Source organism: Gulosibacter massiliensis, from assembly GCF_900626105.1.
Lineage (GTDB): Bacteria > Actinomycetota > Actinomycetes > Actinomycetales > Microbacteriaceae > Gulosibacter > Gulosibacter sediminis.
In genome coordinates this window covers 205,121-224,842 of the sequence record NZ_UYZX01000002.1, presented here as the reverse complement: position 1 = coordinate 224,842, position 19,722 = coordinate 205,121, and the positions used below count along the sequence as shown (strand labels likewise).

21 protein-coding genes are annotated in these 19,722 nt (G+C 70.3%); 10 read left to right on the top strand and 11 right to left on the bottom strand.

From position 1 onward, the window contains the following. Positions 1–36: 36 nt before the first annotated feature. Positions 37–1,211 (bottom strand): IS3 family transposase gene (locus tag EJL01_RS10855; protein ID WP_241209084.1). Its coding sequence is split into 2 segments (ribosomal slippage): positions 37–932 and positions 932–1,211, totalling 1,176 coding nucleotides; the frame shifts between segments, so codons are not numbered across the junction. A gap of 300 nt (positions 1,212–1,511) precedes the next feature. Here EJL01_RS10855 and EJL01_RS10850 point away from each other — a divergent pair. The 3 genes from EJL01_RS10850 to EJL01_RS10840 are packed head-to-tail and all read left to right on the top strand — an operon-like array spanning position 1,512 to position 4,465. Then, positions 1,512–2,582, top strand: a complete 1,071-nt coding sequence (locus EJL01_RS10850) for an IS110 family RNA-guided transposase (protein ID WP_125107665.1) — start codon at positions 1,512–1,514, stop codon at positions 2,580–2,582. 51 nt (positions 2,583–2,633) lie between these two features. Next, positions 2,634–3,659, top strand: a complete 1,026-nt coding sequence (locus EJL01_RS10845; protein ID WP_125107664.1) for a glycosyltransferase — start codon at positions 2,634–2,636, stop codon at positions 3,657–3,659. After that, positions 3,641–4,465: a glycosyltransferase family 2 protein gene (locus EJL01_RS10840; RefSeq protein ID WP_125107663.1), complete on the top strand. Its 825-nt coding sequence runs from the start codon at positions 3,641–3,643 to the stop codon at positions 4,463–4,465. Before EJL01_RS10845 ends, EJL01_RS10840 begins: the two co-directional genes overlap by 19 nt. 10 nt (positions 4,466–4,475) lie before the next feature. Here the strand turns inward: EJL01_RS10840 and EJL01_RS10835 are convergent, their stop codons facing one another. The 7 genes from EJL01_RS10835 to EJL01_RS10805 all read right to left on the bottom strand — a co-directional run bounded on the left by EJL01_RS10835 (position 4,476) and on the right by EJL01_RS10805 (position 10,786). After that, positions 4,476–5,012, bottom strand: coding sequence for a type 1 glutamine amidotransferase domain-containing protein (locus tag EJL01_RS10835; protein ID WP_125107662.1), 537 nt, complete (start codon positions 5,010–5,012; stop codon positions 4,476–4,478). A 141-nt stretch (positions 5,013–5,153) separates the two neighbouring features. Continuing rightward, positions 5,154–6,161, bottom strand: coding sequence for a cation efflux transmembrane domain-containing protein (locus EJL01_RS10830; RefSeq protein WP_125107661.1), 1,008 nt, complete (start codon positions 6,159–6,161; stop codon positions 5,154–5,156). Then, on the bottom strand, positions 6,158–6,706 hold the full coding sequence (locus EJL01_RS10825) for a transporter substrate-binding domain-containing protein (protein ID WP_125107660.1): 549 nt from the start codon (positions 6,704–6,706) through the stop codon (positions 6,158–6,160). Before EJL01_RS10825 ends, EJL01_RS10830 begins: the two co-directional genes overlap by 4 nt. A 51-nt stretch (positions 6,707–6,757) precedes the next feature. Continuing rightward, positions 6,758–7,612 carry a hypothetical protein gene (locus EJL01_RS10820; protein ID WP_125107659.1) on the bottom strand — a complete coding sequence of 285 codons (855 nt, stop codon included), beginning with the start codon at positions 7,610–7,612 and terminating at the stop codon, positions 6,758–6,760. A 90-nt stretch (positions 7,613–7,702) separates the two neighbouring features. Continuing rightward, positions 7,703–8,545, bottom strand: coding sequence for an ABC transporter permease subunit (locus tag EJL01_RS10815; RefSeq protein WP_241209207.1), 843 nt, complete (start codon positions 8,543–8,545; stop codon positions 7,703–7,705). An 11-nt stretch (positions 8,546–8,556) separates the two neighbouring features. Beyond that, positions 8,557–9,480: an ABC transporter ATP-binding protein gene (locus EJL01_RS10810; RefSeq protein WP_125107658.1), complete on the bottom strand. Its 924-nt coding sequence runs from the start codon at positions 9,478–9,480 to the stop codon at positions 8,557–8,559. 184 nt (positions 9,481–9,664) lie between these two features. Next, positions 9,665–10,786 carry a non-homologous end joining protein Ku gene (locus EJL01_RS10805; protein ID WP_125107657.1) on the bottom strand — a complete coding sequence of 374 codons (1,122 nt, stop codon included), beginning with the start codon at positions 10,784–10,786 and terminating at the stop codon, positions 9,665–9,667. A gap of 83 nt (positions 10,787–10,869) precedes the next feature. Between EJL01_RS10805 and EJL01_RS10800 the strand changes: the two genes are divergently transcribed. From EJL01_RS10800 to EJL01_RS10770, 7 genes are all read left to right on the top strand, one after another. After that, the gene (locus tag EJL01_RS10800; RefSeq protein ID WP_125107656.1) at positions 10,870–13,431 is read left to right on the top strand and encodes an ATP-dependent DNA ligase; all 2,562 of its coding nucleotides are present in this window, start codon (positions 10,870–10,872) and stop codon (positions 13,429–13,431) included. 9 nt (positions 13,432–13,440) lie between these two features. After that, a complete protein-coding gene (locus tag EJL01_RS10795) occupies positions 13,441–14,943 on the top strand; it encodes an MFS transporter (protein WP_125107655.1) in 1,503 nt (500 codons plus the stop codon). 68 nt (positions 14,944–15,011) lie between these two features. Continuing rightward, a complete protein-coding gene (locus EJL01_RS10790) occupies positions 15,012–15,437 on the top strand; it encodes a helix-turn-helix transcriptional regulator (protein ID WP_125107654.1) in 426 nt (141 codons plus the stop codon). A 10-nt stretch (positions 15,438–15,447) separates the two neighbouring features. After that, positions 15,448–15,861, top strand: a complete 414-nt coding sequence (locus EJL01_RS10785; protein ID WP_125107653.1) for a VOC family protein — start codon at positions 15,448–15,450, stop codon at positions 15,859–15,861. A gap of 2 nt (positions 15,862–15,863) precedes the next feature. Then, complete coding sequence (locus EJL01_RS10780) at positions 15,864–16,283, top strand: iron chaperone (protein WP_125107652.1); 420 nt, start codon at positions 15,864–15,866, stop codon at positions 16,281–16,283. 112 nt (positions 16,284–16,395) lie between these two features. After that, on the top strand, positions 16,396–16,821 hold the full coding sequence (locus EJL01_RS10775; RefSeq protein WP_125107651.1) for a VOC family protein: 426 nt from the start codon (positions 16,396–16,398) through the stop codon (positions 16,819–16,821). A gap of 168 nt (positions 16,822–16,989) precedes the next feature. After that, complete coding sequence (locus EJL01_RS10770; protein ID WP_125107650.1) at positions 16,990–17,289, top strand: amphi-Trp domain-containing protein; 300 nt, start codon at positions 16,990–16,992, stop codon at positions 17,287–17,289. A 322-nt stretch (positions 17,290–17,611) separates the two neighbouring features. Here the strand turns inward: EJL01_RS10770 and EJL01_RS10765 are convergent, their stop codons facing one another. From EJL01_RS10765 to EJL01_RS10755, 3 genes are all read right to left on the bottom strand, one after another. Beyond that, complete coding sequence (locus tag EJL01_RS10765) at positions 17,612–17,833, bottom strand: hypothetical protein (protein ID WP_125107649.1); 222 nt, start codon at positions 17,831–17,833, stop codon at positions 17,612–17,614. 98 nt (positions 17,834–17,931) lie between these two features. Further along, the gene (gene pcp, locus EJL01_RS10760; RefSeq protein WP_125107648.1) at positions 17,932–18,573 is read right to left on the bottom strand and encodes a pyroglutamyl-peptidase I; all 642 of its coding nucleotides are present in this window, start codon (positions 18,571–18,573) and stop codon (positions 17,932–17,934) included. Positions 18,574–18,655: 82 nt separating this feature from the next. Further along, a complete protein-coding gene (locus EJL01_RS10755) occupies positions 18,656–19,579 on the bottom strand; it encodes an SDR family NAD(P)-dependent oxidoreductase (protein ID WP_241209206.1) in 924 nt (307 codons plus the stop codon). Positions 19,580–19,722: the final 143 nt, after the last annotated feature.

Genomic DNA, 19,722 nt, shown 5'->3' with positions numbered 1-19,722 from the left:
ACCAGGGTCCGCTGAAGGTTTGGTTGACCTCCGGGTTTATGCCGCCAGTGTAGCGGCTGGGTTCATGATGAGTTCGAACTCGATGGGGGTGAGTTTCCCGAGTCGGCGTTGACGGCGTTTGCGGTGGTACTTGCCCTCGATCCAGGACACGATGGCCAGGCGCAGTTCCTCTCGTGTGCCCCAGGATCGACGGTCGAGGACGTTCTTCTGCAGGAGCGCGAAGAACGACTCCATCGCGGCGTTATCGCCACATGCCCCGACCCTGCCCATCGAGCCACGTAGCCTGTGGCGCTTCAGCGCTTTGCGGAAGCGGCGCGACCGGAATTGGGACCCTCTATCGGAATGGACGATCACCCCAGCGGGCCGGCCTCGGTGGGCCACTGCCATCTCGAGCGCGTTGACGGCGATCCGGGCCTTCATCCGTGAATCGATCGAGTAGCCGACGATCCGGTTGGAGAACACGTCCTTGATCGCACACAGGTAGACCTTGCCCTCGCGGGTGCGGTGCTCGGTGATGTCGGTCAGCCATAGCTCGTTGGGGCCGTCGGCGCTGAACTGCCTGTTGACCAGGTCATCGTGAACCGGCGCGCCGGCCTTCTTGTAGCGAGTCTTCCGCGTGGTGAACACCGATTGGATGCCGGCGACCCGGCACAACCGCCACACTCTGCGCTCGGACAACTCGTAGCCCAACTCAGCGAGGTCGTCTGCCAGCACCCGGTAGCCGCCCTCCGGGTCGTCGTTGTGAAGCTGATGCAACACCGAGATGAGCTCTTGCTCCTCGGCCTCACGGGCTGACACCGGTTGCTTGAGCCACTTGTAGTAGCCCTGTTTGGAGAATCCCAGTATCCGGCACGCGACCGCCACCGGCACCCTCACCCGGGCACCGACCGCGGCCATCTCCTTCACGAGCGGATAGATCATTTTGGGGGCGTGATGTGAGCCTGCGACAGATACGCCGCCGCGCGCCGTAGCACCTCGTTTTCCATCTCCAACTCCCGGATCCGACGCAGTGCCTGCGACATGTCCTTGCGCGCCTCTGGATCGGTGGTCGGGGTCATCCCATGGGACTTGAACCTCGCGTCACGGAGCCATGCCTGCAGCGTGGTTTTCGCCACTCCGAGGTCCTTGACGACCTGCTTTTGAGGGATACCCGACTCGACCAACGCGACCGCGTCGCGCTTGAACTCGTCGGTGTAGGTGATCTTCGGCATGGTTGCCATCCTTTCAGCACGACGCCCTCTCAGGAATCATGCGGTCTTGGAGTCAACCAAACCTTCGGCAGTCCCGAAGTCCTGGCCGGAGCGTTCTGACCCTTGCTTATGATTGGCCCGCAGGGTGCCTTGGCGTTGATCTGTCGAGCCTCCGGCCGGGCGCGCAGTAACCGCTGCCGCCGGATCGGGCGTGACCTGATAGGAGCCTGGAGCAGTCTCGACAACGCGTCCCCATGACAGTCCTGTCCACCCGCCGGCGACAGCGTGACACCACGCTAACCGGCAGGAGGACCGAAGAACATGACCGCAGTCGAGCCCGCCCGCTCCGGGCACGTCGTGATCGGCGTCGACACGCACAAGCACATCCACGTCGCCGCAGTGATGGACTCCATCGGCGGGATCCTCGCGACCCTCACGATCGCGACCGATACAGCTGGCTTCAAGCAACTGCTGGAGTGGGCGAGCGGGTTCGGGAAGATCATCGCGTTCGGCATCGAAGGCACCGGCTCCTACGGGGCCGCGCTGACCTCGTTCTTGCGCCGGAACGATCACAAGGTCGTCGAGGTCTCGCGACCGGATCGTCGGTTGCGGCGCCTGAACGGCAAGTCCGACACTCTCGACGCGGAGAACGCCGCCCGGGCGGTCCTCGCGGGGTTCGCGACCGCGGTCCCGAAGAGCGCCGACGGCGTAGTCGAGATGATCCGGCAGCTGAAAGTCGCCCACGACACCGCGGTCAAGGATCGCACCGGAGCGATGGTCACCCTCAAAGCGATGCTCGTCCACGCTACCGAGGATCTCCGACGCGAGACGGCGCGGAAGACGCAGAAGATGATCGCCCGTCACTGCGCCGCGCTCCGGCCCCGTGGGCTCGAAACGCCGGAGGACGCGAACCGTCACGCGCTCCGGTCGATCGCGAAACGCTGGATCGCGCTCAATGAGGAGATCACCGAGCTCGAAGAGCAGATCGAGCAACTCGTTCTCCGGCGGGCGCCGCATCTGCTGGACGAGTTCGGCATCGGTGTCGACACTGCCGCGGAGATCCTCATCGTCGCCGGCGACAACCCCGAGCGCATCAAGAGCGAAGCCGCGTTCGCGAAGCTCGCCGGCATCAGCCCCATCCCCACAGGGTCGGGCATGACCAGCGGGAAGCATCGCATCAACCATGGCGGTCACCGCCAGCTCAATGCCGCGATCTACCGGACCGTCATCGTGAGGATGAGATTCCACGAGCCGACGATCGCCTACGTCGCCCGCCGCACCGCCGAAGGCAAGAGCAAACGCGACATCATCCGCTGCCTCAAGCGCTACGTCATCCGCGAGGTCTACCACCTCGTCAAGACCGACCCTAGAACCGGCGAAATCGCGAGTTGACAACTATAGGAGCATCGACGCCTATGTCGAGCGCTATGAGAGGCTCGCCGCGTGATCGGGTACTACATCCACCACCACGGGCTCGGCCACCTCGCCCGCGCGACCCGGATCGTTTCGGCGTGCCGGACACCCGTGACGGCCTTCAGTTCGCTGCCGCGCCCCGACTCCTGGCCCGGCGACTGGTTCGAGCTTCCCGACGACCGCAGCGACGCGCCGGTCCGACCGGATGCGGGCGGCGTCCTCCACTGGGCCCCGCTCGACCACCCCGGCCATCGCCGACGCTTCGGGATGCTCGCCGAGCGGCTCGCCGCCGATCTCGACGCGATGGTCGTCGACGTGTCGACCGAGGTGACGCTCCTGTCGCGCCTGTTCGGCGTCCGCACGGCCGTCGTCGCGCAGCGCGGCGACCGCAGCGACCGCCCGCACCGCACGGCATGGGATGCGGCCGACCGCATCCTCGCGCCCTGGACGCCGGCCACGGCCGAGCCGTGGTGGCCGCAGGAGTGGGCGGCGAAGACGGTGCATCTCGGCGCGCTCTCCCGGTTCGACGACCGGCCGTCGCCCGCTCCGCGGCACCTCGCGGATGCGGCACCCGCTGAGCCCGAGACGACCGCCCGCCGGACGGTGCTGCTGCTGTGGGGCGGAGGCAGCGACCTCGACGCGGCGGCGACCGACGCGGCCCGCGAGGCCACTCCCGGCTGGACCTGGCGGGTGTGCACGCCCCGGCAGCCGTCACCGGACCTGTGGACCGATCTGCTCGCGGCGGATGTCGTCGTCGCCCACGGCGGGAACAACGCGATCGCCGAGATCGCCGCCGCGCGCCGTCCCGCCGTCGTCATCGCGCAACCGCGACCCTTCGACGAGCAGCATGCGAACGTCTCAGCGTTGCGCCGGGCGGGCTGCGCCATCGGGCTCGACGCATGGCCGACGGATGCGGACTGGCCGCGTCTGCTCGAGCGGGCGCTCGCGACGGGCGGCGAGCGCTGGGCCGTCTGGCACGACGGCCGCGGCGTCGACCGAGCGGCCGCCACCATCGACACGCTCGCGGAGGAGGGACGATGCGGCTCGCGATCGTGACCATCGCCGCGGGACGGCACGACCACCTCCGCCGACAGCGCGAATGGGTCGCCCGCCTCGATCCGGCCCCGCTCACGCACCTCGTCGTCTCGATGGGCGACCCCGAGCTGCGCGGGATCGTCGCCGCGGTCGATGCGCCGCACCGCGTCGTCGAACTCCCCCGCGCCGAGCACCTCCCGCTCGCCCGCGCCCGGAACACCGGAGTCGACGCCGCACGCGACGCCGGCGCCGACGCGGTCGCGCTGCTCGACGTCGACTGCCTCCCCGACCGCCGATTCGTCGCCGTTCACCTCGACGCACTCGCCGCCGCGTCGGCGTCGGCCGACCCGGCGGCGATCAGCGGACGGGTGAAGTACCTGCCGCCGGGGATCGACGACGCCGATCACACTCCGGACAACCTCGCCCTCCTGGGCGAGGACCACGACGTTCGCGTCGTCCCGGCAGACGCCGCGCTCGAACCGGGCGACCCGCGCCCGCTCTGGTCGCTCAACATCGGGATGACGCTCGACGACTGGGATCGCGTCGGCGGATTCGACGAGGCGTACACCGGCTACGGCGGCGAGGACACCGATTTCGGGCAGCGCCTCGACGCCGCGGGCGGGACGATGTGGTGGACCGGCCGGGCGCTCGCCTATCACCAGTACCACCCGGTCAGCCGTCCCCCGCTCGAGCACGTCGAGGACATCGTCCGCAACGCCGAACTCTTCCGGGACCGCTGGGGGTTCGTGCCGATGGCGGGGTGGCTGGAGGAGTTCGAGCGCCGCGGACTCGTCGTGCAGTCGGGCGGCCGCTGGCGCGTCGCCTAGTCGGCGTGGCTCAGCCGGCGGCGCCGCGTCCGAAGACCTCGACGATCTTCGCGTCGAAGGCCGGCAGGTCGTCGGGCGTGCGCGAGCTCACGAGGTTCCCGTCGACGACGACCTCCTCATCGACCCAGGTCGCTCCGGCGTTGCGGAGATCGGTCTGGAGCGAGGGGTACGAGGTGAGGGTCCGGCCGCGGACCGCGTCGGCCTCGACGAGCGTCCAGGCCGCGTGGCAGATCGCCCCGAGGGGACGGTCGGCCTCGACGTGACGACGCACGATGCCGACCGCGTCCGCATTCATGCGGAGCTTGTCGGCGTTGCCCGTGCCGCCGGGGAGGATGATCGCGTCGAACTCGGCCTGCGCGGCATCGGCGGTCGTGCGGTCGACGGGCACCTCGGTGCCGTTCTTCCCGGTGATCGTGCCGGCCGCCGGGGCGAGCACCTCGACGGTCGCGCCGGCGTTGCGGACGGCCTCGAGCGGCGAGGAGAGTTCCGAGTCCTCGAAGCCGTCGGTGGCGATGACGGCGACGGTGGTGCCGGTGAGATCGGTCATGGTCGTGCTCCTGTTCGCTGTGCGTGGTCGCTGGATGCGCTGGCCCGGCCACCGTAGGCAGCCCGGCCGAGGATGCGGTGTGAACCGGTGCGGTGCGCCCGGGCACAGTGCGGACCGCCGGGCACCCGGCCCCGGCTCGCGTCAGTCCGGCGCGCCGGGCACCTGCTCGGGAGCGAGCTCGCGGACCGGCACGACGACGGTGTCGGCGAGCCGCCAGTCGAGGTCGCGGACGAGATCGCGCGCGTGATCGAGACGGTCGAGCGTGATCGACTCGCCGGCGCGCGGCACGACGAAGCACTCCGCGTGCAGCACGTGGCCCTCGTCGCGGATGCGGGCGCCCGCCGCGACCACCCAGGGCAGTTCCCGGAGCGCATCGCAGACCTCCTCGACGATCGGGTCGTCGTCCTCCCCGTCGTAGGTCGTCGGGCGGGCGTCGGCGAGCGAGCGGACCGCATCCATGAGGAGCGAGACGCCGTCCTTGAGGATGCTCGCCGCGACGAAGATCGCTGCGGCCGCATCCGCCCACCACAGCCCCGCACCCACGCCGAGGACGCCGACGATCGTCGCGAGCGCGGTCTGCCAATCGGCCTTCGACATGTCGGCGTCGGCGTAGACGACCTTGTCGTGGAGCACCTGCGCCGGCTTCTGCTTGAGTCGGCCGAGGATCATCGGGCCGATCGCGACCACGAGCATCGCCGCGCACATGAGCCAGCCCGACCACAGCTGCCAGCCGAACAGCACGACCGTCCCCATCGGGGGACGATCACCGGCGATGAGACCGAGCGTCGAATCGATGAGGACGTAGCTGCCGAGCGTGAACAGCGCGACGGCGGCGACGAGGTGCGCGATGCCGATCGCCCGGTGGTACCCGTAGGGGTGCTCCTCCGAGGGCGCTCGGCGGATGACGCGGACGGCGACGAGGAAGGCGATCGGCGGCAGCAGCGACAGGGTGTCCTCGATCCAGGCGGCCTTCATCGCCTGCGACGAGCCCGAGACGAGGAAGACGAGGACGACGGAGAACGACATCGCGGCGAGCGTGATCCATTCGAGCCGGATCGCCCGCCGCAGGGCATCCTGCTGCTCCGGCGGCAGCGAGGTGCCGCCGAACCGCGTCCCATCGCTGCGTCGCGTCGACCGATCGTCGCTCATGACTCGCGTCCCGAGTCGTGGAGGTAGGTCTCGAGCGAGACGAGCAGCGCGTTCTCGCCGGACTTCACGAGGAACACGAGGCGCTCCTCCTTCCCCTCGGCATCGAGCGCGGTGCCGTACGGACGGGTCAGCGCGGCCTCGGCCGACCACGGCGTGTCGTCGGGGAAGCCGCCGGCGACGATGTCGACCTCGCCCCGCTCGAGCAGCGCGACCATGTCGGTCTCCGAACCGTGCTCGAACCGCACGTCGACGCCGAGGGATTCGGCGTAGCCGGTGAGGATCTCGGCCTCGAGCCCCTCGATGCGATCCTCATCCCGGATGTCGATGTGCGGAAGATCCTCGGTGACGCCGACGACGAGACCGTCCTCGCGGACACGCTCGAGCGTGCCGTCGACATCGGCGGGATAGCCGCCGCTGCACGCACTGAGCAGGAGCATCCCGGGCACGAGCGCGTACGCGGCCGCACGCCGACGCCCGCCCGCCGCAGTCCGCCGACGGCTCGGTGAGATCGGCATCGTGTGTCCCTTCGTGGTGTTCGCCACCATGATGTCGAGTCTAACCCGGGAGCGGGCTGCCGGGTGGGCAACGTTTCCGGCTCAGTCACCACCGCCGCCGTCGCCGCCGCCGCCATCGCCGCCACTGTCCCCGCCATCGCTGGAATCGCTGCACTCGCCGCCGTCCGCGGAGCCGTCGTCGCACTTCCAGTCGTCCTGCGCGGTCGTCGACCCGCCGCCGCCATCGGTGCCGGCGGCGCCGGAACCCATCGCCGCCGCGATCGCCACCGCGGCCCAGGACGGGTGGACCCATTGCGCCGGCAGGAGGTACGCCTTGCGCGTCCCCACCGACTCCAGCACCGGCCGTACCCGCGCCGTCACATAGGCGGGCGGGGTGTGCGGCGAGGCGCCCGGCGCGCCGTAGATCGTGATCGTGATGGTGCCCGCCTCGTCCGCCGCCGCACGCCGCCACGCGCGCCAGCGTCGCCCGTCCGTGAGCGGTCGCCAGGCGGACGGTCCGAGCGTCGACTGCCGGTGGATCTCCTGCATGAGCCCGATCGCCCGCGGCACGTCGCCCGCCTCGCGCAGGGCGATCCGCTCGACGGGCAGCCCGGTGTGCCGATCGCGCCACTGCCAGTTCCGTGCCGCGCTGATCCCGCCGAGCGCGATGAGGAGGCCGAAGATGGCCATGGTGATCCCGATCGGCAGGGCGCCCACGTCCTCGCGGCTGCCCCCACCGATGATGCTGATGACGAATCCGACGCCGAGCACGAGCGCGGGAACGCCGAACAGGACCGGAAGGATCATCCGCCCCCACCGCATCCCCGCCCGCACACGGACGAAGGGGAACGCGGGGTCGAGCGCGGACGGATCGTGGCGCCACAGCCGCTTCTGCGTGGTGTCGTGCGGTTCGGGCACGATGCGGACCGGTGGTGACGAACGCATCCCTGCCGGCATTTCCCCTCCTCGGCGCGGTTCGTCCGGCAGGGTACCGGCCGCGGGCGTCGTGAGCGTGAGCGGCGCCGTCAAGACGGAGCGAACGGGCTGCTATCCGAGCACGTCGCGGCGCGAGAGCGCCCAGGCCGCGACCGCGACGAGGAGCGCCGAGACGCCCCACAACAGCCCCAGTCCACCCCAATCGACGCCGTTCGCGAGCGGCTCGGAGCCGTACGCCCACGCGAACGGCGAGAGGTTCCGCAGCCATTCGAGGCCGTCGTTCATCTTGCCGACGGCGTCGAACGCGTGCCCGAGCACGGCGACGGCGGCCCCGGCACCGAGCGCCCACACACGGCGCCCGGTCAGCGCGCCGGCCGCGAGCGCGGTCGTCCCCGCCAGGGCCCCGAGCCCGACCCACGCGAGCGTCGTCGCGAGGATGTTCGCCGGTTCGAGGTCGAGTTCGAACGCCGGACTCATCACCGTGAGCAGCCCGAACACGACCCCGCCGAGGAGGAGCAGCTTCACGATCAGCGCCGCGGCGCTCTCGAGCGCGACCTGGACGCGACCGACGGCGTGGGCGAGGGTGAGTTCGAGCCGGCCGGTCTCCTCCTGACCGGCGATGGCGGCGGCGCCCCAGCCGATGCTCGCGATCGTGATGAGGACGAAGCCGAGCAGCCCGAAGAACGAGGCCTGCGCGTACCCGGCGCCGCTCGCCATATCGTCATAGCCGAGGGTCTGCACGAGCTCTGCCGGGAGCTGATCGATGAGCTCGGTGATCTCCGGGCCCTGGAGGGTCGGATAGAGCGGCAGATAGAGCGCGAGCACCGCGATGATGCCGAGTGCCCAGCCGACGAGCCCGCGCCATCCGTCGAGGAGGGTGCGCCGCAGGATCGGCAGCGCGGAGGTCCGGTGCGGGACGGCGTGCGTCGGAGTGCTCATGTTCGCTGTGCTCATGTTCGCGGTGCTCATTTCCCGCTCTCCGTTCGCGAGTAGAGGTCGAGCACCGAGGTCTCGAGATCCGGTTCCTCGATCGACAGGTCGCGGATGGTGAACTCCGCGAGCGCCTTGATCACCGGGTCGATCTCGCCGCGCACGGTGGCGTCGAGGCTCACGTGACCGGATGCGGTCGGTTCGGCGCTGAGGTCGTGGAGCATCGGCAGCCAGGCGAGGCGGGCCCGGATCGCCTCGGCGCTCGCGCCGTCGAGGATCGCGCGCAGCTGCGCGACGCTCGCGAGCCGCAGCGAGGCGACGTCGCCGCGGGCGACGATGCGGCCGGCCGAGAGCACGACCATCTCGTCGGCGACATGCTGCAGTTCGCTGAGGATATGGGAGCTGAGGAGCACCGTCTGGCCGGCGTCGCGGGCCTCGGCGACCATCGTGAGGAACTCGCGCTGCATGAGGGGGTCGAGTCCGCTCGTCGGTTCGTCGAGGATGAGGAGCTCCGGCCGGTGCATGAACGCCTGGATGAGGCCGAGCTTCTGCCGGTTCCCCTTCGACAGTGCGCGGGCCGGCCGGTCGAGGTCGAGGCCGAGCCGTTCGGCGTAGCCCTCGACCGTTCCCGGCTCGACGGGCCCGCTGAGCTGCGCGAGATGGTGCAGGAGGGTCCGCCCCCGCATCCGCTCGGCGAGTCGCCATTCGCCCGGAAGGTAGCCGATGCGGCAGCGCTGGGCCGCGTTCGAGCGGCGCGGCTCGCGCCCGAGCACGGTGAGTTCGCCCGCCGTGGGGCGGATGATGTCGACGAGCATGCGGAGCATCGTCGTCTTCCCGGCGCCGTTCGGGCCGACGAGGCCGACGACGCTGCCCCGGTCGACGCGCAGGTCGATGCCGTCGATGGCGAGGTGGGTGCCGTAGCGCTTCTCCAGCGCTCGGGCTTCGATGACGGCGGTCATGCGCGGTCCTTCGTCTCGGAATCGGGTCGATCGTGCGGCCCGACTCCATTCTGCTCGACGAGATGACGGCGCGGTTCAGGGCCTGGAGCGCCCCGGCGGCCCGGGCTGCGGTGTACTCGCGGTGCACTCGCGGCGTACTCACGGTGACTCGTCAGTGCGGGCGGCATGCGCCGCCCGCGTCACGTCAGGCTCGACGCTTCGACTCCGTGCTCCTCGAGGTCCCGCGCTTCGCGGTCGATGACTTCGCCGTCGACGCCTTCGACGCCGAGGACTTCGACGTCGATGACTTCGCCGACGAGGACTTCGCCGACGACTTCGCGGTCGACTTCGCCGACTTCGTCGAGCCCGATGTCGCGTCGGTCTTCGAGGATGCCGACGCGGACTTCGTGCGAGACGTCGACGACGACTTCGCGCGCGACTTCGACGCGGACCCGCCCGCATCCTCGCCCGTCGAGGTCTCGGCCGCATCCTCCGCCGCCTCACCCGCCGAGTCCCCATCCTTCGTGCCCCGTTTGCGCGCGAGGCTGCGCTTGAGCACCTCCATGAGGTCGATCACCTCGGCGCCCTCGCCCTCATCGCCCTTCTCGGCCACCGCCGCATCCCCGAAGGTCTCGGCCGTGTCGACCGCATCGCCGTGCTCGAGTTTCGCGTCGACGAGCTTGCGCAGCTCCTCCTGGTAGTCGTCGGTGAACTGCGAGGGGTCGAAATCGTCGGCGTACTGCTCGACGAGCGCGGCCGCCATCTTGAGTTCCTGCGCGGTCACCTTCGCCCGGCTCTTCACCGCCGGGAAGTCGACGTCGCGCACTTCGTCGGCCCACAGCAGGCCCTGCAGCACGAGGACCTTGTCGCGCACCCGCAGCACCCCGAGACGCGTCTTCTGCCGGAGCGAGAAGCGCACGACCGCCGTGAGATCGGTCTGCTCGAGCGTCTCGCGCAGCAGCAGATACGATTTCGGCGACTTCCCCGTCGGCTCGAGGAAGTAGGGCTTCTCGAGCATGACCGGGTCGACCTGCCCGCTCGGCACGAACTGGACGACCTCGATCTCGTCCTTCATCGCCGCGGGCAGCTCGTCGAAGTCCTCCTGCTCGAGGATGACGGTGCGCTCGCCGTCGTCGTAGGCGCGGTCGATGTCCTGGTACGGAACCGTCTTCCCGCACACCTCGCAGGTGCGCTGGTACTTGATGCGCCCGCCGTCGTCGGCGTGCACCTGATGGAACTCGAGGTCGTGGCTCTCGGTCGCCCCGTAGAGCTTCACGGGGACGTTGACGAGGCCGAAGGAGACGGAGCCGGTCCAGATCGCGCGCATACCGCAGGGTCGCATCCGTGCCCGTGATCCCCCTGCAAGCCGACTCCCGGGCCCCGTGCAGGCACGCACGGGAGCATCGGCGCATGACTCGCGAGCAGACCGTCACCGTCGCCGGGCGCACGCTGCGCGTCTCGAACCTCGACAAGGTGCTGTATCCGGCGACGGGGACGACGAAGGCCGACGTCCTCGACTACTACGCGCGGGTCGCCCACGTCCTCATCCCGCAGGCCGCGTGGCGCCCCGCGACCCGCAAGCGGTGGCCGGACGGGGTCGGCACGGAGGATGCGGCGGGCACGTTCTTCTTCCGGAAGGATCTCGAGGACTCGGCGCCCGACTGGGTGCCGCGCGCGACGATCGAGCACCGCGAGCACACGAACACGTACCCGCTCGTCAACGACCCGGCCGTCCTCGCCTGGCTCGGCCAGGTCGCGGCGCTCGAGATCCACACGCCGCAGTGGCGGTTCGACGCGGCGCTCGCACCGGCGAACCCCGACCGACTCGTGTTCGACCTCGACCCGGGCCCGGGCGTCGCGCTCCCCCAGGTCGCGGAGGTCGCTCGCCGGTGCCGCGAGGTCCTCCTCGACATGGGCATGGATGCGGTCCCGGTCACGAGCGGGTCGAAGGGCATCCATCTCTACGCTCCCCTCGACGGCCGTCACACCTCGGATGAGGCGAGCGCCGTCGCGCACGAGCTCGCACGGGCGCTCGAGACCGACCACCCCGACGAGATCGTGAGCAGCATGAAGAAGTCGGTGCGCGAGGGGAAGGTGTTCGTCGACTGGAGCCAGAACAACGGGAGCAAGACGACGATCTGCCCGTACTCGCTGCGCGGCCGGACGCATCCGATGGTCGCCGCGCCCCGCACCTGGGAGGAACTCGAGGACCCCGACCTCGCGCACCTCGACGTCGAGGCGGTGCTCGAGCGGGTCGAGGCGGTGCTCGACCCCATCGCCGGGCTCGGCTGGGTCGGCGCGGGCGCACCGGTGGATGCGGAGTCGGGCGCGGCGGCGACGGCGGGCCGGGACCTCCTCGAGACGTATCGGAGCATGCGCGACGCGTCGAAGACGCCGGAGCCGGTGCCCGCCGAACCGCTGCGCGGCAGCCACGATGCGCCGATCGCCGACGGCGCGAACGCGCCCTCGTTCGTCATCCAGGAGCACCACGCGAGCCGGCTCCACTGGGACTTCCGGCTCGAGCACGCGGGAGTGCTCGTGTCGTGGGCGGTGCCGAAGGGGCCGCCGCTCGAGAGCGACGAGAACCGGCTCGCGGTGCAGACCGAGGACCATCCGCTCGACTACGGCGGCTTCGAGGGGACGATCCCGAAAGGCGAATATGGCGCCGGCACGGTGTCGATCTGGGATGCGGGGACGATCGAGATCGAGAAGTGGCGCGAGGGCAAGGAGGTCATCGCGGTCCTCCACGGCCGCCCCGACGGCGGTCTTGGCGGCGTACCCCGCCGCTACGCCCTCATCCGCACGCACGGGATGGGCCGCGGCGGCGGCGCGAAGGACGACCGGAACTGGCTCCTCCACCTCATGAAGGAGCAGCCGGATGCGGACGCGCCGGGGCCGACGTCCTCCGCATCCCGGACGCGGACGAAGGCCGAAGGTGCCGACGAGCCCGCCGCATCCCGCACGCGGCCACGGGACCCGACGCGGGCCAACGACGAGGAGACGTCGATCGCTCCGATGCTCGCGACGCTCGGCACCGCCGCCGATATCACCGGCGACGAGGAATGGGCGTTCGAGATGAAATGGGACGGCGTCCGCGCCGTGGCCGCGATCACCCCCGAGGGCGACGTCGTCCTGCGCAGCCGCACCGGCCGCGATATGACCGCGACCTACCCCGAACTCGCAGCGCTCGCCGACGTCGTCGACCCGGCCGTCCGCGACGCGGGCGTCACGATCGTCGATGGCGAGATCGTCGCCCTCGCCGAGGGGCGACCGGATTTCGGACTCCTCCAGCAGCGGATCGGGCTCACCAAGCGCGCCCAGGTCGAGGCGGCGATGGCCTCGACGCCGGTGAAGCTCATGGTGTTCGATCTGCTCCGCCGCGGCGGCGAGCACCTCCTGCGACGCACCTACCGCGAACGCCGCGACGCCCTGTTCGAGACGCTCCGCGAGGACGATCCCATCCTCCTCCCCCACGCCGACCACGACGACCTCGACCACGCGATGGCGCTGAGCCGGCGGCTGCGGCTCGAGGGGGTCGTCGCGAAGCGGGAGTCGAGCGTCTACCAGCCGGGCAAGCGTGGGCGCTCCTGGGTGAAGGTGAAGCATTCGAAGCACCAGGAGGTCGTCGTCGTCGGCTGGCGCGCCGGCCAGGGCGGTCGATCCGGCCGCGTCGGCTCGCTCCTCGTCGCCGTCCCGGATGCGGACGGCACGCTCCGCTACGCCGGCCGCGTCGGCAGCGGCTTCGCGGAGCGCGATCTCGACGCGATGGCGACGAAATTCGGGCAGCGGGCCCGGAAGACCCCGCCGCTCGACGACGTTCCCGCGGCGGATCGACGCGATGCGACGTGGGTCCGCGCCGATCTCGTCGGCGAGGTGCAGTACACGGAGGTGACGGGCGAGGGGCGGTTCCGGCATCCGGTGTGGCGCGGGTGGCGCCCGGACAAGGCGGCCTCCGAGGTGCGCTGGGAGTAGCGTTCGCGTATGCCGATCGCCCCGTTCTCCGCGCAGCAGCGCCGTGTGCTGCCGACGGTGCTCATCCCGGCATTCATGTCGCTGCTCGCGGTCTCGATCGTCAACGTCACGCTGCCGTCGATCCGCGATTCGTTGCACGCGGACACCTCCGACCTCCAGTGGGTCGTCACCGGCTATGCGCTCGTCTTCGGCGTCGTGCTCGTCGCGGCCGGCCGCGCGGGCGATGTCTGGGGTCGCGGACGGCTCTTCGTCGCCGGGCTCGCACTCTTCGGCACCGGCGCCCTGCTGTCCGGGCTCTCGCCCGACATGCTCGTGCTCAACCTCGCCCGCGTCCTCATGGGCCTCGGTTCGGGGGTCCTCAGCCCGCAGGTCTCCGGCATCATCCAGCAGTACTTCCAGGGCGAACTGCGCGGACGCGCCTTCGGGCTCTTCGGCGGGGTCGTCGGAGTCTCGGTCGCCGTCGGTCCGGTCCTCGGCGGCGCACTCGTCGCGATGTTCGGCCCGGAATGGGGCTGGCGCAGTTCGTTCCTCGTCAACGTGCCGATCGCCGCCATCGCGATCGTCGCCGCGCGGCGCTTCCTGCCGACCACGGCCTGGGAGCCGGTCGCGCCGGACGACCCGAGTTCGACGACCGGGAGCCTGCCCGTGGTGACCGCTGCGGCAGCGGATGCGGACCGACGGGAGGGCGGACGTCACCGGGGCCGCGCCGATTTCGACCCGATCGGGATGCTGCTCCTCGCGGCGGCGACGCTCGCCGTCATGCTCCCGTTCATGGAATGGGCGCTCGGCGCCTGGGTCTGGATCGTGCTCGCGGTCGGGATCGTCCTCGTCGCCGTCTGGGTGTGGTGGGAGCTGCGCTATCGTTCCCGCGGCGGCACCCCGATGGTCGATATGGAGCTCTTCCGCACGCGGTCGTTCGCGAACGGATCGCTGCTCATCGCGCTCTACTTCTTCGGCTACACGAGCGTCTGGCTGCTCGTGGCGCAGTACATGCAGATCGGGCTCGGGCATCCGGCGCTCGCCGCCGGGCTCATCGGACTGCCTTCGGCGATCGCCGGGGCGATCACCGCGCCGATCGCGGGTCGCTACGTCGTCCGGGTGGGCCGGGTCATGGTGCTCTGGGGTCTCGGCATCGGTGTCCTCGGCCTCGCCGCGAGCGCCGCCATCGTCCTCGCGCACGATTCGACCGGCCTCAGCGAGTGGTGGCTCCTGCTCACCCTCGGGCTGCTCGGAATCGGCCAGGGCCTCGTCGTCTCGCCGAACCAGACGCTCACCCTCGCCGACGTGCCGCTCGCCTATGCGGGAAGCGCCGGCGGCATCATCCAGACCGGTCAGCGCATCGGCACGTCGATCGGCATCGCGGTCATCACGGGGATCGCGTTCTCGCTCGCGGCGACGAACGGCTGGGGACCGGCCCTCGCCGTCGGATTCGCCGCGATCATCATCGTGCTCATCCTCGCTGCCGCCGTCGCGGTCGCCGACCTCGTCGCGCAGCGCCGCGCCGGCCGTTAGCGCCTGGCGGGGGTCTTGCTTCCGGTCGAGCGCGCGCCGTGAACGGCCCCACGTGGGAGGCTGGGCCCATGCTCCCGCATCCGGACCTCGTGCTGCTGCGGCGCGTGCGCGACCGCATCGACCGCGAGTTCGATCGACCGCTCGACGTGCCCGAACTCGCCCGTGGCGTCCACATGTCGGCGGGGCATCTCTCGCGCCGGTTCAAGGCGGTCTACGGCGAGTCGGTCTACTCGTACCTCATGACCCGCCGGATCGAGCGGGCGATGGCGCTGCTGCGCCACTCCGACCTCTCGGTCACGGAGATCTGCATGACCGTCGGGTTCTCGTCGCTCGGAACGTTCAGCACCCGCTTCGCCGAACTCGTCGGGATGCCGCCGTCGGCGTACCGGGAGGCGGCGAACGCCGACGACGCACTCGGTGTGCCCGCCTGCATCCTTCGCCGCATCGACCGACCGATCAGGAATCGAGAAGCTCCCCCGTGGTCGGCTTCGTAGTCTGGCGTCCATGACGATCACCATCCATTCCAGCTTCCTCCCCCACCTCGACCCCGACGCCTCGCTCGCGTTCTACCGCAATCTGCTCGAATTCGAGGTGCGCCTCGACGTCGGCTCCGGCACGATGCGCTGGATCACCCTCGGTGCACCCGGTCAACCCGACACGAACGTCGTCCTGCAGCCACCGACCTGCGATCCCGGCCTCACCGAGGCCGAGCAGGCGACGATCGCCGACCTCATGGCGAAGGGCAGCTACGCCGCGCTCAATCTCGCCAGCGACGACCTCGACGGCCTCTTCGCGCGGCTCGAGGGCGCCGGCGTCGAGATCGTGCAGGAACCGAAGGACCAGCCGTACGGCCTGCGCGACGCCGCCGTCCGCGACCCCGCGGGCAATCTCATCCGCATCCAGGCGAAGGAGGCCTGATCATGGCCGGGTTCACGAAGGCCGAGCGCGAGGCGATGCAGGAGCGCGCGGAAGAACTCCGCGCCGAGAAGGGCGGGAAGACGAAGGCGAAGAACCTCGAGGCCCTCCTCGAGACGATCGAGGAGCTGCCCGCCGGCGACCGGGCGATCGCCGTCGCCCTCCACCAGGTCGTCACCGAAGTCGCCCCGCACCTCGATGGCCGCACCTGGTACGGCATGCCGGCATACGAACTCGACGGCGACGTCGTCCTGTTCCTCCAGGTGACGAGCAAGTTCGACACTCGGTATTCGACGCTCGGCTTCAACCAGGATGCCCGACTCGACGACGGCGAGATGTGGCCGACCCACTTCGCCATCCCGAAACTCACCGACGACGTCGTGAAGCGAATGCGAACCCTCGTGCGCACGGCGGTCGGCGACTGAGCTCGGCGCCGCGAAACTCACTGCCGACGCACAGCGCAGCCGCGGCGATTCGTTCTAGCGTCGCTGGTGGATCCACCACCAGTTCCCTCGCCCGGTCAGAAGGAGTCCGTCCATGCCCACGCTCGCGACCTACATCGCCTTCCTCGGCAACGCCGAGGAGGCCTTCGCCCACTACCACGACGTCTTCGGCGGCGACCTCCAGGTCATGAAGTACGGCGACTTCCCGCCGATGGAGGGCATGCCCTTCGAGCCCGACCCGAACAGCGCCGCGCACATCCAGCTCGACCTCCCCGGCGGCCGCATCTGCGGCGCCGACGCGGTGCCGGGCGAGGACTACGCCGTGCGCGACACCATCTACTCGATGCTCTACACCTTCGAGACCGTCGACGAGGCGAAGGACCGCATCCAGAAGCTCGTGGATGCGGGCGGCACGGTGCAGATGCCGTTCGAGCCAGCCCCATGGGGCGGCCACTACGGCCAGGTCTTCGACAAGTTCGGGATCATGTGGTCGTTCGACGTGCCGGACGAGGACGCCTAGGTCCTCACGCACCGTCCTGCGCCGCAGTTCCGTCGGCCCGCGCCATCTCGAGATCGGCGCGGGCCGAGCGCCGTTCCGGCCCCGATTGGGCGGACTCCCCGGGTGATCTGGGACGATCAGGGCAGCCGACCGCAGCCGCGGTCCCCGCATCGCATCGAGGAGGAACCCATGTCCGATGGCGCCGGCCCCGTGTTCAAGAGCAAGACCGACCTCAGCCGCGACGAGCTCGCCGATCTCTTCCAGACCCTCGCCGACCGCGCGAGCGAGGGCAGCCTCACGCTGAGCACCGGCACCGAACAGGTCGTGTTCGACCTGCCCGACGGCTGCCTCGTCGAGCTCGAGGTCGCCGACTCGGCCGTCCAGGGCGGCTTCGAGCGCGAACTCGAACTCGAGATCACCTGGCGCGTCGACGAGACGGGCGCTCCGATCGAGGGGCAGACCCCGAAGCGCGGCTTCACGATCTCCTGATCGGCGCGCGCGGCCTCCGGCGATGGGATTCCCGGAGGCTGTCGCCGGTCACTTCCGCGACACGACGCGCAGCGCGCCGATGATCCCGACGAGGAAGAGGACACTTCCCCCGGATATCGCTGCGGCGTTGAACGCATCCGGTCTCGGGAGGTCCATGCAGACGTCGGTCACGAACGCAGCAACTGACGGGATTCTGCGCAAGTGACGTCGTCGCGAGGCGGTCAGTTGCGCAGAAGCCCGTCAGTTCCGAGCGACGACGGCATCGGCGTTCTGCGGGCGCACCTGCCGAGGGCGATGGCGATGCCGCGCTCTGCCGCGGCACTCAGCCGTTGCGCGCCGAACGGAACACGCCGAACACGGCCCCGATGAACAGCACGATCCCCGCGACGATCGCGCCGGTCGTGATCGCCTCCGAGCGAGGCGTCCCCATAATGAACTCCGACACGAGCCACGCACCGAGGCCCACGATGATCGCGGCCACCGTCGCCGTACCGACCGCGACGAGCGCGGCGTTCATCCCCGTCCGATTCGTGTTGTCCGCCACGATTCCATTCCCCTTTCCCGCGCGCGTCCCGCATCCGTCGCGTGGAGGGTACGAACGCGACCTTGGAGTGCCATGGGCACGCGAAGCGATCGCGAACGTCAGTGGGTGGCGCCGAGCGGCACCGCGAGGTCGGCGTCGTGCGCGCCGATGGCGCGCAGCGCCGCGATGAGGGCCCGGGCCGTGTCCTCGATCGGCAGCGACGGCGCACCAGGATGCGCGGCCGCCTGCTCGGGCGAGTACGGCACATGGACGAAGCCGGACCGCATCCTCGGCCGCTCGCGCTGCGCGTGACGCAGGACGCCGTACATGAGGTGATTGCACACGTACGTGCCGGCGGTGTTCGACAGTTCGGCCGGAATTCCGATGTCGCGGATCGCCTGCACCATCGCCTTCACGGGAAGCGTCGAGAAGATCGCCGGCGGGCCATCGGGGTCGATCATGCGGTCGATCGGTTGGCCGCCCGCGTTGTCCGGGATGCGGGCATCGTCGAGGTTGATCGCGACGCGCTCGGGAGTGACCGCGCCGCGGCCCCCGGCCTGCCCGACGCACAGGACCGCATCCGGCTCGAGACGCCCGATCGCCGCGATGACGACGTCGACGGAGCGCCCGAAGGCGGTCGGCACCTCGAGCGCGTCGACCTGCATCCCGTCGAGGTGCGGCGGCAGGAGCCGGACGGCATCGAGGGACGGGTTCGTCGCCTCACCGTCGAACGGCTCGAATGCGGTGACGAGGATGCGCATGTCGCGAGCCTAGCCCTGCACTGCGGCCCGTCGACGGCGGCGCATCCCAGCACCGGAGCATCGCGCCGCCGCGCGGACCGTGTCAACGGCCGGACACGGATGCCTCGGCGAACGCCCACCACTTGCGGGCAAGGGCCGGGTCGGAGGCCTGCGCCGAGCGCGCGCACAGCACCGGATATCCGCGCAGGCCGCGAACGCCGTCGGGTCCGACGTAGCTGCACGGGGCCAGTGGTTGCGTCGCGGCATAGAGGATGCTGAGGGCCGCCTGCGGGACGGGGTTCGCCATCGCCGCGGCGATCCGGTCGACCGCGGCCCGGCCGAAGCGGGTCCGGGCGGCGTTCGCGAGCTCCGTGCCCGCCCAGCCCGGATGGGCGAGCTGCACGTCGACCGGACTGCCATGCGCGGTGAGCCGGTCCTGCAGCGCCCGCGCCCAGAGGAGGTCCGCGAGCTTCGATTGACCGTAGGCGGCGGCCGTGCTCCAGCGGCGGTGCTGGAAATGCGGATCATCGAAATCGAGGCGCGCCGTGAAGTGCGCCAGCGATCCGAGGATGACGACGCGGCGGCGGATGCGATCGAGCACGAGATTCGTGAACAGGAACGGAGCGAGCGCGTTCACGCCGAGGTGGAGTTCGAACCCCTCCGCCGTCGTCGTGCGAGTGGTCGTCGTGACCCCGGCGTTGTTGATGAGCACGTCGATCGGTGGGACCTGTTCGGCGGCGCCGCGAACGCTCGAGAGCTGCGCGAGATCGAGTTCGATGATCTGGATCTGCGCGGGCGACGCTTCCCCGGATGCGGTCGCGAGGCGCTGCGCGACCTCGGCACCGCGGGTGGTGTCGCGGACCGCGAGGACGAGCTCGGCGCCGTGCTCGGCCGCGATCCGCGCGGTTTCGAGCCCGAGCCCACGAGTCGCCCCGGTGATGAGCCAGCGCTGCCCGCTGAGATCCGGGATCTGGTCGAATCCCCAGCGCGGTGACGGCGTCATGCGATCGGACGGTCGGTGGGCCATGCTCGTCTCCCCTTGATAGGCCTGATACTCAGAGTTTCCAGTGAGCCTGGAGTGCATTGCACATTCTCAGCGAACTGATAGGCTCGCCAATGTCGGCGTTGTATGCGACGGACCCGAACAGCGGGACCACACAGCGTCGCACG